Source organism: Streptomyces aureocirculatus, assembly GCF_000720475.1.
Taxonomy (GTDB): domain Bacteria; phylum Actinomycetota; class Actinomycetes; order Streptomycetales; family Streptomycetaceae; genus Streptomyces; species Streptomyces aureocirculatus.
The window spans coordinates 225,348-240,192 of the sequence record NZ_JOAP01000002.1 but is presented as its reverse complement, the minus strand read 5'-3'; the positions used below and the strand labels follow the sequence as shown (position 1 = coordinate 240,192).

The 14,845-nt window shown below is 71.9% G+C and carries 11 protein-coding genes; 7 read left to right on the top strand and 4 right to left on the bottom strand.

Features of this window, described 5'->3' with window-relative positions; genetic code table 11:
• Positions 1-36 precede the first annotated feature (36 nt).
• From IG78_RS0102900 to IG78_RS0102890, 3 genes are all read left to right on the top strand, one after another.
• On the top strand, positions 37-1,542 hold the full coding sequence (locus IG78_RS0102900) for an acyltransferase family protein (protein ID WP_078965091.1): 1,506 nt from the start codon (positions 37-39) through the stop codon (positions 1,540-1,542).
• An 82-nt stretch (positions 1,543-1,624) separates the two neighbouring features.
• On the top strand, positions 1,625-3,151 hold the full coding sequence (locus IG78_RS0102895) for an FAD-dependent monooxygenase (RefSeq protein WP_030559482.1): 1,527 nt from the start codon (positions 1,625-1,627) through the stop codon (positions 3,149-3,151).
• Positions 3,152-3,331: 180 nt separating this feature from the next.
• Positions 3,332-4,048, top strand: a complete 717-nt coding sequence (locus IG78_RS0102890) for a TetR-like C-terminal domain-containing protein (RefSeq protein WP_051852320.1) — start codon at positions 3,332-3,334, stop codon at positions 4,046-4,048.
• Between the two features lie 281 nt (positions 4,049-4,329).
• Here the strand turns inward: IG78_RS0102890 and IG78_RS0102885 are convergent, their stop codons facing one another.
• Positions 4,330-5,337: a PHP domain-containing protein gene (locus tag IG78_RS0102885; RefSeq protein ID WP_030559479.1), complete on the bottom strand. Its 1,008-nt coding sequence runs from the start codon at positions 5,335-5,337 to the stop codon at positions 4,330-4,332.
• A gap of 31 nt (positions 5,338-5,368) precedes the next feature.
• Positions 5,369-6,760, bottom strand: coding sequence for an NADP-dependent succinic semialdehyde dehydrogenase (locus tag IG78_RS0102880; protein WP_030559477.1), 1,392 nt, complete (start codon positions 6,758-6,760; stop codon positions 5,369-5,371).
• A gap of 178 nt (positions 6,761-6,938) precedes the next feature.
• Between IG78_RS0102880 and IG78_RS0102875 the strand changes: the two genes are divergently transcribed.
• From IG78_RS0102875 to IG78_RS0102860, 4 genes are all read left to right on the top strand, one after another.
• Complete coding sequence (locus IG78_RS0102875; RefSeq protein WP_030559476.1) at positions 6,939-8,393, top strand: glyceraldehyde-3-phosphate dehydrogenase; 1,455 nt, start codon at positions 6,939-6,941, stop codon at positions 8,391-8,393.
• A 169-nt stretch (positions 8,394-8,562) separates the two neighbouring features.
• Complete coding sequence (locus tag IG78_RS0102870; protein ID WP_030559475.1) at positions 8,563-9,135, top strand: TetR/AcrR family transcriptional regulator; 573 nt, start codon at positions 8,563-8,565, stop codon at positions 9,133-9,135.
• 135 nt (positions 9,136-9,270) lie between these two features.
• Positions 9,271-10,476, top strand: coding sequence for a GDSL-type esterase/lipase family protein (locus tag IG78_RS0102865; RefSeq protein WP_051852319.1), 1,206 nt, complete (start codon positions 9,271-9,273; stop codon positions 10,474-10,476).
• Between the two features lie 176 nt (positions 10,477-10,652).
• The gene (locus tag IG78_RS0102860) at positions 10,653-11,942 is read left to right on the top strand and encodes an aspartate aminotransferase type Ic (RefSeq protein WP_030559472.1); all 1,290 of its coding nucleotides are present in this window, start codon (positions 10,653-10,655) and stop codon (positions 11,940-11,942) included.
• Between the two features lie 345 nt (positions 11,943-12,287).
• Here the strand turns inward: IG78_RS0102860 and IG78_RS0102855 are convergent, their stop codons facing one another.
• Both IG78_RS0102855 and IG78_RS0102850 read right to left on the bottom strand, forming a co-directional pair.
• Positions 12,288-13,901, bottom strand: a complete 1,614-nt coding sequence (locus tag IG78_RS0102855; protein ID WP_030559471.1) for a glycoside hydrolase family 13 protein — start codon at positions 13,899-13,901, stop codon at positions 12,288-12,290.
• A 61-nt stretch (positions 13,902-13,962) separates the two neighbouring features.
• On the bottom strand, positions 13,963-14,838 hold the full coding sequence (locus tag IG78_RS0102850) for a carbohydrate ABC transporter permease (RefSeq protein WP_030559469.1): 876 nt from the start codon (positions 14,836-14,838) through the stop codon (positions 13,963-13,965).
• Positions 14,839-14,845: the final 7 nt, after the last annotated feature.

The window sequence follows — 14,845 nt, the reverse complement described above, 5'->3', positions numbered from 1 at the left end:
GCTACAGCCCGGCGCACCCGACTCCCCAGGAGCCCCATGCCCGCCCGCACCACACCAGACCCCGGCGCCCCAGGAGGTGCCGCACCGGGCGACACAGCCCAAGTCCGCGACGCACCGGGCGACACAGCCCAAGCCCACACCGCATCGGGCGACACCGCCAGCCCCCGCACCCACCGGCGCCCCCGAGCCACCGGGACAGCGACCGGCGGCGCGCCGGTCGGCGCCCGGCACATCGCACCCCTGGACGGACTGCGCGGTCTGGCCGTCTCCGGCGTGCTGCTCTTCCACGCGGGGCAGTTCGGCGGCGGCTTCCTCGGGGTCGACCTGTTCTTCGTCCTCTCCGGATTCCTGATCACCGGCCTGCTCCTGAAGGAGACACGGGCAGCAGGCGGGCGGGTCGACCTCGCCGCGTTCTGGGGGCGGCGCGCCCGCAGGCTGCTTCCCGCGCTCGCCGTCACCGTCGCGGGCACCCTGGTCCTCGTCTGGTCCTTCGGTACGCCCACACTGCTGCGCAACGCCCTCGACGACGCGCCGTGGGTGACGGCGAACCTCGCCAACTGGCACTTCATCACCGAACAGATCGGGTACTGGAACGCGGCCGACACACGTGTCTTCAGCCATCTGTGGAGCATCGCCGTGGAGGAGCAGTTCTATCTGCTCTGGCCCGTGGTCGTCGCCGTCGCGGCCCGTGGCCGCAAGGGCGAACGGCGGGTCGCCGCCCTGGCCGCGGCCGGAGCCGTCCTCTCCCTCGCCCTGATGATCGCGTTCACCGAACCCGCGGACACCACCCGCGTCTACGAAGGCACCGACACCCGCGCCTTCTCCCTCCTCCTCGGCGCCCTGGTGGCCACCGCCCCGGTCACACGCTTCCTGGCCGGTCTTCTGACCCGTGTCGGCGAGCGGGCGACCGCCTCGATCAGCGTGGTCCTGGTCTGCGGCATCGGCGTCTACTGGGGCACGGCCGACGGGCAGCACGCCCCTTCCCTGTTCCAGGGCGGCCTCTTCCTGCACGCCCTGACCGCCGCACTCCTCATCGCCTGCCTCGCCCACGCGCCCCGCACCCCGGTCGGCCGGACCCTGGCCTTCGGTCCCCTGCGCCGCCTCGGCAGGCTCTCCTACAGCCTCTACCTGTGGCACTGGCCCGTGTATCTCCTCCTCGACGAGGAACGGCTCGGCATGACGGGCCGGCAACGGACCGGCGTCGTCATCGCGGTCTCGCTGGCCGCCGCCTGGCTGACCAGGGTCCTGGTGGAGGACCCCGTACGGTTCCGGGCCCGCTGGGCGAAGGGCCGCGCCGGAGCCGCCGCCCTGCTCGCCGTCGTCGCCGCGCTCGCCGCCCTGTGGACTCTGATTCCCGTACCGCGTACGGGTGCGGGCTCCGTCGACGTGACGCGCCTCGCGCCCGCGGAAGGAACCCAAGGAACCCAAAGAACGCAAGGAGTCCAAGGACTCCAAGGCACCCAAACAAGCCGGGGCTCGGCGGAGATCGTCCTCGACGCAGAAAACGGGGAGCATCTGCTCCCCGCCATGGTCAATGTATAGCGCACAGGGGGACTTGCGGCAAGGCCCCCGTCGTGCCGCAGAATTCCCCGGCAAGGCCAGGACCTGCGGAAATGAGTGTGCGATGAGTGACGTGATCATCGTCGGCGGCGGACCGACCGGCTTGATGCTGGCCTGTGAGCTGAGGTTGGCCGGCGTACATGTGGTCGTGCTCGAGAAGTTGACCGAGCCGACCCGGCAGTCACGCGGGCAGGGCCTGCACGCGCGCAGCGTGGAGATGATGGACCAGCGCGGCCTGTTGGACAGATTCCTCGCGGTCAGTGAGAAGTTCCAGGTGGGCGGCCTCTTCGGCGGCATCGTGAAACCGTGGCCGGAAAGCCTCGACACGGCCCACCCCTACGGCGTCGCCACCCCGCAGCCCGTCACCGAGCGGCTGCTCGACGAGCGGGCCGCCGAACTCGGCGTCGAGATCCGGCGCAACTGTGAACTGGTCGGCCTGAGCCAGTCCGGCGACGACGCCGACGACGACGCCGGTACCGACGCCGACGGCGCCCCCGAGGGCGGTTCCGACAGCGGCGGGGTGATCGCCGAACTCGCGGACGGCACACGGCTGCGGGCGCGCTACCTCGTCGGCTGCGACGGCGGCCGCAGCGCGGTGCGCAAGCTGCTCGGTGTCGGCTTCCCCGGCGAGCCCGCCACGGTGGAGACGCTGCTCGGCGAGATGGCGGCGACCGAGGACCCGGCGACGATCGCCGCGGCCGTCAAGGAGGTCAACAAGACCCAACTGCGGTTCGCCGTCACCCCCGAGGGGGACGGCAGCGAGGGCAGGTACCGCGTCGTCGTGCCCGCCGACGGCGTCTGCGAGGACCGGACGGCGCCGACCCTGGAGGAGTTCAAGCAGCAACTGCGGGCGTTCGCGGGCACCGACTTCGGCGTGCACTCGCCGAGCTGGCTCTCCCGCTTCGGCGACGCCACCCGGCAGGCCGAGCGCTACCGCGTGGGCCGGGTGTTCCTCGCGGGCGACGCGGCGCACATCCACCCGCCGACCGGTGGCCAGGGGCTCAACCTGGGTGTGCAGGACGCGTTCAACCTCGGCTGGAAGCTGGCCGCCGCGGTCAACGGCTGGGCACCGGAGGGCCTCCTCGACAGCTACCACGCGGAACGGCACCCGGTGGGCGCCGCCGTCATCGACAACACCCGCGCGCAGATCACGCTCCTCGGCACCGGAGCGGGCGCGACCGCGCTGCGGGAGCTGTTCACGAAGCTGATGGACTTCGAGGACGTCAACCGGTACGTCACCGGGATGATCACCGCGGTCGGGGTCCGCTACGACTTCGGCGAGGGCCATGAACTCCTCGGGCGGCGGCTGCGGGACGTGAAGCTGAAGAACGGGCGCCTCTACGAACTGATGCACGAGGGCCGCGGGCTGCTGCTCGACCGGACAGGCCGCCTCTCCGTGACGGGCTGGCAGGACCGGGTCGACCACGTCGTCGACGTCACCGAGGACCTGGACGTACCCGCGGTGCTGCTGCGCCCGGACGGCCATGTGGCGTGGGTCGGGGAGGACCAGCGGGATCTGCTCGCCCATCTGCCCCGGTGGTTCGGCGACGCGTCCGGTGACAGGAACGGCGACGCGTCCGGCGACAGGTGAGGGGTCCGGCGACAGCTCCGGCACCCGGCTCCCGTGACCCCCGTGCCGCTGCCGGAGAGGCGGTTCTCACCCACCGCCGCTCAAGGCCCGCTTGAGGACCGGTGGAGCGCCGGGCCCCCGGCCCGCCTGCTACCGCGGAGGTAATCGACACCCGGGCGGGGATCTGGAAAAGTCCGGATCATGACTTCTACCGAGGAACAGCTCGAGCGGGAGGCCGTCATCGGGCGGCTCAAGCCGGCCGCGTTACAGCGGCTCACGGAACGGCACCGGGCCAACCTGGACCCCGCGGCGGTGGCCGCGGACGCCGGTGTCGGCGCTCAGGACGTGGGGAAGCACTTCCCCGACGAGGACGCGTTGCTGTCCGCGCTCGTCCTGGGCTCCTACCGGGCCCTTGCGGACAGCACGGAGGCAGCGGCCGAGGCGGCGGTGGCGGCGGGCGCCGATCCGCTGGCGCGCTGGGTGGCCGTCTGGCAGGGCATCCGGGAGTGGGCGGTGGCCCACCCGGAGGAGTACGTCCTGCTCTGGGGCCGTCCGGTGCCGGGGTACAGCGCCCCGCCGGAGACCATGGAGGCCGTCGCCCGCATCGTCCTGGCGATGGTGGCCGTCCTGCGCGACGCCCAGAAGGCGGGCGAGCTCACCGGCGACCGGCCGGGGGAGGCGCCGCTGACCGACGGGATGCGCCAGAACGTCGACGCGCTCGCCGCAGGCCTCCTCGAAGGGCTGCCCCGCTCCGTGATGGCCCGCATGTTCGTGGTGTGGACCCAGCTCCACGGCATGGTGGGCTTCGAGGTCAACAGCCACATCATGGACATCGCGCCGGACCCCACGGCGGTCTTCGAGTACGGGGCCGCCGCCATGGGGGAGTACATCGGCCTGCACCGTCCCGCCGACCGGTGACGCAGAGCTCCCCGCGACGCGCCGACTACGGCCGCACACAAGTGACTTGACCGTTCCGCCCGCGGGGTGACGGCGCGGTGCGCACGCTCCCGCGACACCCTTTCGCGTGCAGGGCGAGGGCCGGGCGCGGGCGAGCCGCGCCCGGCTCGCCCGAAGTCACCGCGCGGTCGCCGCCCGGCGCGGAGCGGGCGGGGCTTCGCGCGCCGGGGAGGCACCCGCCGGCACACATCCGGTGGTGCCTGCCTTCTTCGCGTGTCACCGGCTGAGCCGGGCGAGCCACGTCACCGGCCGGTCCAGGCGAGCAGGTCCTCGGCGCTCCAGGTAGTGACCACGCGTTCGGGCGGCACCCCGCACTCCTCGGCGCGGGCGCAGCCCACAACCTGCCAGTCGAGTTGTCCTGGCGCGTGGGCGTCGGTGTCGATCGCGAACAGGGTGCCCGCCTCGACCGCCCGGCGTAGCAGCCGGCGCGGCGGGTCCTTGCGCTCGGGGCGGCTGTTGATCTCCACGGCGGTGCCGGACTCGGCGCAGGCGGCGAAGACCGCGTCGGCGTCGAAGGCGGACTCGGGGCGGCCGCGTCCTGTGACGAGGCGGCCGGTGCAGTGGCCGAGTACGTCCGCGTGCGGATTGCGTACGGCCTTGATCATGCGGCGGGTCATCTCGGGCGCGTCCATGCGCAGCTTGGAGTGGACGGAGACGACCACGACGTCGAGGCGGTCGAGGAGTTCGGGCTCCTGGTCGAGTTCGCCGTCGAGCAGGATGTCGCACTCGATGCCGGTGAGGAGCCGGAACGGGGCCCAGGTCTCGTTGAGTTCGGCGACCACCCGCAGTTGTTCGCGCAGCCGCTCGGGGGACAGGCCGCGGGCGATCGTCAGCCGGGGCGAGTGGTCGGTGAGCACCGCCCACTCGTGGCCGATGGCGGCGGCCGCCCGCCCCATCTCCTCGACGGTGCTGCCGCCGTCGGACCAGTCCGAGTGCAGATGGCAGTCGCCGCGCAGCAGGGACCGCAGGTGCTCGCCGCCGGACACCAGCGGCTTGTCGGCCTCCTCCTCCAAGTGGGCGAGATAGCCCGGCACTTCGCCGTCCAGTGCCTCACGCACCACCTGGCCCGTCTTGGGGCCGACGCCCTTGAGCTGCTCCAGGGAGCCGGTGCGCACCCGCTCGGCGAGCTCGTCGGGGGACAGCGCGCCGACGGCGGCCGCCGCGGTGCGGAAGGCCCGCACCCGGTAGGTCGGCGCCTGGGTGCGCTCCAGCAGGAAGGCGATGCGGTTCAGCGCCTCGACGGGCTCCATCCGGGCCACCGCCTTCCGTCCGGTGGGACGCTCACGCCCCGTGCCACACCGTGGTGGTGTTGCAGAACTCCTTGATGCCGTGCCCGGACAGCTCACGGCCGTAGCCGGAGCGCTTGACGCCGCCGAAGGGGAACGCCGGGTGCGAGGCGGTCATGCCGTTGAGGTACACCCCGCCCGCCTGGAGGTCGCGTACGCACCGCTCCTGCTCGGCCTCGTCCCGGGTCCACACGTTGGAGCTGAGGCCGAACGAGGTGTCGTTGGCCACGGCCAGGGCCTCGTCCAGGTCCGCGACGCGGTACACGGTGGCGACGGGACCGAAGGTCTCCTCCCGGTGGACGCGCATCCCGGTGGTGATGCCGGTCAGGACGGTCGGTTCGTAGTAGAAGCCGCGGTCGAGGCCTTTGGGCCGCTGCCCGCCGCAGACGGCGGTGGCGCCGCCGCGCACGGCGTCGTCGACAAGCTCCTCCAGGTCGTCGCGGCCCTGCTCGCTGGAGAGCGGGCCCACATCGGTGCCCTCGTCCGTCGGATCGCCGACGGTCAGCTCCCGCATGCCCGCGGCGAACCGCTCCAGGAACGCCTCGTACACCTCCTCGTGCACGATGAACCGCTTGGCGGCGATGCAGGACTGGCCCGCGTTCTGTACCCGCGCCGTGACCGCGGTGCGCGCGGCGGCGTCCACGTCGGCCGATGGCAGCACCACGAACGGGTCGCTGCCGCCCAGTTCCAGGACGGTCTTCTTGATCTCGTCACCCGCGATCGCGGCGACCGAGCGGCCCGCGCCCTCGCTGCCGGTGAGCGTGGCGGCGGCGACCCGCTCGTCCCGCAGGATGTCCTCGATGGCGCCGGAGCCGACGAGCAGCGTCTGGAAACAGCCCTCGTCGTAGCCCGCGCGCCGGAACAGGTCCGCCAGGTACAGGGCGGTCTGCGGCACGTTCGACGCGTGCTTGAGCAGCCCGACGTTCCCCGCCATCAGGGCGGGCGCGGCGAACCGCACCACCTGCCAGAGCGGGAAGTTCCATGGCATCACGGCGAGGACCACGCCGAGCGGGCGGTAGCGCACGAAGGCGCGGGCACCGCCGGAGTCGCGCACGTCGCCCTCGTCGGGGTGCTCGTCGGCGAGCAGCCCCTCGGCGTGCTCCGCGTACCAGCGCATGGTCTTGGCGCACTTGCCCGCCTCCGCGCGGGCCGCCGCGAGGGGTTTGCCCATCTCCGTGGTGATGGTCCTCGCGATGTCCTCGGTGTCCTCGTCGAGGAGGTCGGCCGCGCGGCGCAGCAGGGCCGCGCGCTCGGTGAAGGGGGTGGTGCGGAAGTGATCGAAAGCCGCCGCCGCGCGGGCCAGGCACTCCTCGATCTCGTGGGCGCCGAGCGGTTCGAAGGTCCGCTCGGTCTCGCCGGTCGCCGGGTTAACCGTTGCGATGGGCATGCCTCTGGCCTCCTTGTGAGCCTGACTACGACCTTGGCCCGGGGTGCGCCGCCGCGCAACGCGGGGCCTGCCGCGTACCCGGCCGGGGCGGGCTCACGCAGGAACCGGGGCACCCGTTGAAGGACCGAAAATCAGTGGGGTTAGCATATGAGCGCCGCCTAGCTCGAAAGATACTCCTGTGACTGTCAATGACGACTCGTTCACCAATTGGAAGCACCGCGAGGAGATCGCGGAGTCGATGATCCCGATCATCGGGAAGCTGCACCGCGAGCGGGACGTCACGGTCCTGCTGCACAGCCGCTCCCTGGTGAACAAGTCGGTGGTCAGCATCCTCAAGACCCACCGCTTCGCCCGGCAGATCGCGGGCGCGGAGCTCTCGGTCACGGAGACGCTGCCCTTCCTGCAGGCGCTCACCGCGCTCGACCTCGGCCCGTCCCAGATCGACATCGGCATGCTCGCCGCGACGTACCGGGCCGACGACCGCGGTCTGTCGGTGGCGGAGTTCACCGCGGAGGCCGTCGCGGGCGCCACCGGCGCCAACAAGATCGAGCGCGGCGCGGGCCGCGACGTCGTTCTCTACGGCTTCGGCCGCATCGGCCGCCTCGTCGCCCGCCTCCTGATCGAGAAGGCCGGTTCCGGCAACGGTCTGCGGCTGCGCGCCATCGTCGTCCGTCAGGGCGGCGGCCGGGGCGCCGAGGACCTCGTCAAGCGCGCCTCGCTGCTGCGCCGCGACTCCATCCACGGCCAGTTCCAGGGCACGATCACCGTGGACGAGGCGACCAACACGATCGTCGCCAACGGCAACGCCATCAAGGTGATCTACGCGAACGACCCGTCCGAGGTCGACTACACGGCGTACGGCATCAAGGACGCCATCCTCATCGACAACACCGGCAAGTGGCGCGACCGCGAGGGCCTCTCGCAGCACCTGCGCCCCGGCGTCGACAAGGTCGTCCTGACCGCACCGGGCAAGGGTGACGTCCCGAACATCGTGCACGGCGTCAACCACGACACGATCAAGCCGGACGAGCAGATCCTGTCCTGCGCCTCCTGCACCACCAACGCCATCGTCCCGCCGCTGAAGGCCATGGACGACGAGTACGGTGTGCTGCGCGGGCACGTGGAGACCGTCCACTCGTTCACCAACGACCAGAACCTCCTGGACAACTACCACAAGGCCGACCGCCGCGGCCGCTCGGCGCCGCTCAACATGGTGATCACCGAGACCGGTGCCGCCTCCGCGGTCGCCAAGGCCCTGCCGGACCTGAAGGCGCCCATCACCGGCAGCTCGATCCGCGTGCCCGTCCCGGACGTGTCGATCGCCATCCTGAGCCTGCGCCTGGGCCGCGAGACCACCCGCGAAGAGGTCCTCGACCACCTCCGCGACGTCTCGCTGAACTCGCCCCTGAAGCGCCAGATCGACTTCACCACCGCGCCCGACGCCGTCTCCATGGACTTCGTCGGCTCACGGCACGCCTCGATCGTGGACGCGGGCGCCACCAAGGTCGACGGCGACAACGCGATCCTCTACCTCTGGTACGACAACGAGTTCGGCTACTCCTGCCAGGTCATCCGCGTCGTCCAGCACGTCTCGGGGGTCGAGTACCCGACGTACCCCGCCGTGGCGGTCTGAGCCGTACGAAGCACGACGCCGCGCGCCACGCGGAACGGAAGAGGGGCCCTCCCGGAGGAGGGCCCCTCTTCCGTGTGCCAGCACCCGGTCACCTGGGCTTCAGGCTTAGATATTTGCCTAAAAGTGTTAGGTAAATGCATAATCACTTCAGGACGAGGAGAGGACGCACATGGCACGCGCAGGACTCACCGCCGAGCGGCTGACCCGGGCCGGGGCGGAGCTGGCCGACGAGGTCGGATTCGACCAGGTGACCGTCTCGGCGATCGCCAGGCACTTCGACGTGAAGGTCGCGAGCCTGTACTCGCATGTGAGGAACTCCCACGACCTCAAGACGAGGATCGCCCTGCTCGCCCTGGAGGAGCTCGCCGACCGGTGTGCCGCCGCCATCGCCGGACGGGCGGGCAAGGACGCGCTCGCCGCGTTCGCCGACGTCTACCGCGACTACGCCCGCGAGCACCCCGGCCGGTACACCGCGGCCAGGCTGCCCCTGGACCCCGAGACCGCGGCGGCGAGCGCCGGTGTCCGGCACGCACGGATGACCCGCGCGCTCCTGCGCGGCTACGACCTGGCGGAACCCGAACAGACACATGCGGTCCGGCTCCTCGGCAGCGTCTTCCACGGCTACGTCAGCCTGGAGTCCGCGGGCGGCTTCAGCCACAGCGCCCCCGACTCGCAGGAGTCCTGGGCCCGGATCGTGGACGCGCTCGACGCGCTGCTGCGGAACTGGCCGACGACGCCCTGACCGCCGCCCCGGGCCGCCTCCGCCCCGGGACGCACCACCCCTTCGTACCGAGTACCGAGTACCGAGTAGCGAGTACCGGAGCCCGAGTACGAGTACGAGTACCGAGTACCGAAGCCCGACCGACAGGTTGCCACCATGCACACCACACCCCTCACCGCCGACCTCCTGCGCGGCGCCCTGGAACTGGAGCGGACCGCGCGTGGCGTGCTCCCGCACCGGCTGCCCGCCCGGGCCCGCGCCCAGTGCTCCGACGCGCAACTCGCCATGGCCGAGTCCCAGCCCTCCGGCGTCCGCCTGGCCCTGCGCACCCGCGCCACCACCGTCGAACTGGACACGCTGCCCACCAAGCGCGTCTACGTCGGTGCCCCGCCGCGCCCGGACGGCGTGTACGACCTGCTCGTCGACGGAACCCTGACCGCGCGGGCCCAGGTGACCGGCGGCAACACGCTGACCATCGACATGACCACCGGCACCGCGGAGCACACGCCCGGCGAGCCTGGCACCGTCCGCTTCACCGGCCTGCCCGACCGTGCCAAGGACGTCGAGATCTGGCTGCCGCACAACGAGACCACCGAACTGGTCGCCCTGCGCGCCGACGCCCCCGTGGAACCGGTGCCGGACCGCGGCCGCAAGGTGTGGCTGCACCACGGCAGTTCGATCAGCCATGGCTCCGACGCCGCGACCCCCACCGGCACCTGGCCCGCACGCGCCGCCGCGCTCGCCGGAGTAGAGCTTGTCAACCTGGGCCTCGGCGGCAGCGCCTTGCTCGACCCCTTCACCGCGCGCGCCATGCGGGACACGCCCGCCGACCTGATCAGCGTCAAGCTGGGCATCAACGTGGTCAACGCGGACCTGATGCGCCTGCGTGCCTTCGCCCCGGCCGTGCACGGCTTCCTCGACACCCTCCGCGAGGGCCACCCCACCGCGCCGCTCCTCGTCGTGTCGCCCATCCTGTGCCCCATCCACGAGGACACACCGGGCCCCAGCGCACCGGACTTCAGCGCGTCGAGCGAGGGCCGCCTGCGCTTCTCGGCCGCGGGCGACCCCGCGGAGCGCGCGAGCGGGAAGCTGACCCTGACCGTCATCCGCGAAGAGCTGGCCCGTATCGTCCGGCAGCGGGCGGAGCAGGACCCGAACGTGCACTACCTCGACGGCCGCGTGCTCTACGGCGAGAGCGACTTCGCCGAACTGCCGCTGCCCGACGCCCTGCACCCCGACGCGGCCACCCACCTCCGCATGGGCGAGCGCTTCGCGGCAGCGGCCTTCGGCGCCGAGGGGCCCTTCGCCGCCGATACCGCCCGCCCCACGAAGTGTGAGCCGGGCAGCAGCATGGTCCGGTGAGCTGGATGTTCTAGCGTCGTGGTGACAGTCGCAATCGATACGAGGAGCGCCATGCGGGGTGTCCACCCTCTGGGACATGCCCGCGCCGGTACGGGGCAGGCGCCACCATGGTTCGAACACGGCCGGTGCCCGCGCGGCACCGGCCGCCCCGTACGACGCACCCGAAGGACGGCACCATGACGACTTCCGCTCAGGTACCCGCCGGAACAGGACCGGCGGTGGCACGCCTGGAGGAGGCCCGGCGTGCGTACGCCGATCTGCTGGACCAGGGGCTCTCGCTCGACCTGACCCGCGGCAAGCCGTCCGCCCGCCAACTCGACCTGTCCGCCGACCTGCTGCGCCTGCCGGGCGACCGCCACACCGCCGCCGACGGGACCGACTGCCGCAACTACGGCGCCCCGAACGGGCTGCCCGAGCTGCGCGAGATGTTCAGCGGCTTCCTCCAGGTGCCGGTCGACCAGCTCATCGCCGTCGGCAACTCCAGCCTTGAGCTGATGCACGACTGCCTGGTCCACGCGCTCCTCGGCACCGTGCCCGGGGCGCCGCGCCGCTGGGCCGACGAGGACCGGATCGCGTTCCTGTGCCCGGTGCCCGGCTACGACCGGCACTTCTCGCTGTGCGAGCGCTTCGGCATCGACATGATCCCCGTACCGATGACGGCCGAGGGCCCCGACATGGCCGAGGTGACGCGCATCGCCGCCGCCGACCCGGCCGTCAAGGGGATCTGGTGCGTGCCCAAGTACAGCAACCCCGACGGCACGACGTACAGCGACACCGTCGTCCGCGCCCTCGCCACCATGCCGACCGCCGCGCCGGACTTCCGCGTCTTCTGGGACAACGCCTACGCGGTGCACCACCTCACCGACGAGGAGACCGAGGTCGGTGACATCCTCACCGAGTGCTCCGCGGCCGGCCACCCCGACCGGGCCTTCGTCTTCGGCTCCACCTCGAAGATCACCTTCGGTGGTGCGGGCGTCGCCTTCTTCGGCTCGTCGCCCGCCAACGTCGCCTGGCTGCGCGGCCACAGCGCCAAGCGCTCCATCGGCCCCGACAAGGTCAACCAGCTCCGGCACGTCCTGTTCCTGCGGGACGCCGACGGCGTACGCGCCCACATGCGGCGCCACCGCGAACTGCTGCGCCCCAAGTTCGACGCGGTGCTGCGCGTACTCGCCGAAGAGCTCGGCGGCACCGGCCTCGCCACCTGGTCCACGCCCAAGGGCGGCTACTTCATCGTCCTGAACGTCCCCGACGGCTGCGCAGGTGAGGTGGTGCGCCGCGCCAAGGAGGCAGGCATCGCCCTGACCCCGGCGGGCGCCACGCATCCGTACGGCAATGACCCGCGGGACAGCGTCATCCGCGTCAGCCCCACCTACTCGGACCTGGCGGAGGTCGAGCAGATCATCCGCGGGGTGGCCACCTGCGTCCGCCTCGTCGGGTACGAGAAGCTGGTGGCCGCGGGCGGGTGAGCACGCCGCCGCCTCGAACCGCTCCGAGGGCAGTTCGTTCGCGCCGTACACCGCGAAGGGCGGCGGCGCAGGGCGCGCGGACTGCGCCGCGAGCAACTCGCCCAGCTCCGTCGGGGCTGCCCTGGACGGAGAGGGTCCGGGTTCTGGCGGCCCAGGCCGCGGACGGGGGAGCGGGGTTGCCGCCGCCGTCGGTGAGCGTGAAGGTGCCCGAGTTCGGTGGGTAGGGGCAGAGTTCATCGCGCCCGTGCGCACCAGGGGGTTGCCCAGCCACCTCGCCGGTGCGGGCGCTCGACTGGTCGATGAAGCGGGAGTAGCGCACGACGGCCAGGACCCGGGCCAGGGCGGTCAGACCCGGAGCCAGACCGCCGTGTCCCGCGGCAGTTGCCCCTCGTCGTCCAGGGGACCGCTGGCCAGCAGGAGGCTCGTGCGGGCGGGCAGCGCACAGGGCGCGGCAGCGAGATTGACCACGCAGAGGAGGCCGTCGGCGCGGGCGAACGACAGCACACCGTCGGGCGCGGGCAGCCACGTCAGCGGCCCGTCACCGAAGCCGGGCACGGACCGCCGGATCCGCAGCGCCTCTCGGTACAGGGCGAGCATCGACGAGGCGTCGGCGGACTGCCGGTCGGCCGCGTACGCGGACCAGTCGGCGGGCTGCGGAAGCCATGGCTCCACCGCCGAACCGAAGCCCGCGTACGGTGCGTCCGCCGTCCACGGCAGCGGAACGCGGCAGCCGTCGCGGCCCGGATCACTGCCGCCGGAGCGGAAGTGCATCGGGTCCTGGATCCGGCCCACCGGCACCTCGTGCTCCGGCAGGCCGAGCTCCTCGCCCTGGTAGACGTACACCGAACCCGGCAGGGCCAGCGAGAGCAGCGCCGCCGCGCGGGCCCTGCGGGTGCCGAGCGCCAGGTCGGTGGGGGTGCCGAAGGCCTTCGCCGCGAAGTCGAAGCCGGTGTCGGCGCGGCCGTAGCGGGTGACCGTGCGGGTGACGTCGTGATTGCACAGGACCCAGGTCGCGGGCGCGCCGACCGGGGCGTGCTCGGCGAGGGTCTCCTCGACGGACGTCCGCAGCCCGGCCGCGTCCCAGGGGCAGCTCAGGAAGGACAGGTTGAAGGCGGTGTGCAACTCGTCGGGGCGCAGATAGCGGGCGAAGCGCTCGGAGTCCGGCAGCCACACCTCGCCCACGAAGATCGCGCCGTACTCGTCCGCGACGGCCCGCCAGGAGCGGTAGATGTCGTGCAGCTCGTCCCGGTCGAGGAAGGGATGGGGGTCGCGGCCCTCGACGAAGTCAGGCAGCGCGGGATCCTTGGCGGGCAGGGCCGCGGAATCGACGCGTACGCCCGCGACCCCGCGATCGAGCCAGTACCGCAGCACGTCCTCGTGCTCCTGGCGGACCGCGGGGTGCGCCCAGTTGAGGTCGGGCTGCTCGGGCGCGAACAGGTGCAGGTACCACTCGCCGTCCGGCACCCGGGTCCAGGTGGAGGCGGACGCGGCGAACTGCGAGGGCCAGTCGTTGGGAGGCAGTTCACCGTCCGCACCGCGACCCGGCCGGAAGTGGAACAGCTCGCGCTCGGGGCTCCCGGGGCCCGCGGCGAGCGCCGCCCGGAACCAGACGTGCTGGTCGGAGACGTGGTTCGGGACGATGTCGACGATGGTGCGAAGCCCGAGCGCGCGGGCCTCCGCGATGAGCTTCTCGGCCTCGGCGACGGTGCCGAACGCGGGGTCGAGCACGCGGTAGTCGGCCACGTCGTAGCCGCCGTCGACCATCGGCGAGAGGTACCAGGGGTTGAACCACAGGGCGTCGACGCCGAGTTCGGCCAGATACGGCAGCTTGGCGCGCACCCCCGCCAGATCTCCGGTGCCGTCGCCGTCGCCGTCGGCGAAGCTGCGTACGTACACCTGGTAGATGACGGCGGAGCGCCACCAGTCGGAGCCGGGGGTGGTCGGTCGCGTGACTGCCACGGTGAGAGGTCCTTTCGGGTGCTGTAGTGCCGGGCGGAGTCCGTCGATGGCGTCGGCGACGTCAGCCCTTGAGGCTGCCCGCCGTGAGGCCGCTCATGATGTGGCGCTGGCAGACCAGGAAGATCGCCAGGGTCGGCAGGGATGCGATGACGAGGGCGGCAAGCAGCCAGTTCTCGGTGACGCTCGCGGCGAGCGAGTAGATCCCGACGTTGATGGTCTGCTTGCCCGGGTCGGGCAGGGTGAGCATGGGCCAGAGGAAGTCCTTCCACACCCCGACCACCGCGAAGATCGACACGACGCCGAGGATCGGCCGGGAGATCGGCAGGACCACCGAGCGCAGGGTGCGCAGCGGCGAGGCCCCGTCGATGGCGGCGGCGTCGAGCAGTTCGCGCGGGATCGAGTCGAAGAACCGCTTGAGCAGAAAGATGTTGAAGGCATTGGTGACCGAGGGGAGCCAGATCGCCCAGGGCGAGTTGACGAGGTTCCGCTCGATGATCGGCACGTCGAGAACCGTCAGGTACTGCGGTACGACGAGGACGGCCGCCGGGATCATGAGGGTCAGCAGCATCGCGCCGAGGATCAGCTTGCCGAGGGCGGGCCGCAGCTTCGACAGGGAGTAGGCGGCGGCCACGTCGAGGACCAACTGGAAGGCGAGCGCCCCGAGCGCGTAGTACAGGGTGTTGCCGAGGAGCTTGGCGAGGTCGAGCACGCCCCAGGCGTCGGCGTAGTTGCCGGGGTGGGCGTTCTCGGGGACCAGCGTGGGCGGGGTCCGCGCGAACTCCTGGGGCGACTTGAGGCCGCTGGTGACCATCCAGTAGAGCGGTCCGACGAAGACCAGGGTGAAGACCGCAAGGACCAGGGCGAAGGCGCTCCAGTACAGGAACTTGCCGCGCGGCCGGGCGAGCTGGGCGGGGGAGATCAGTGTGCGCGTCGTCATCGGGGGC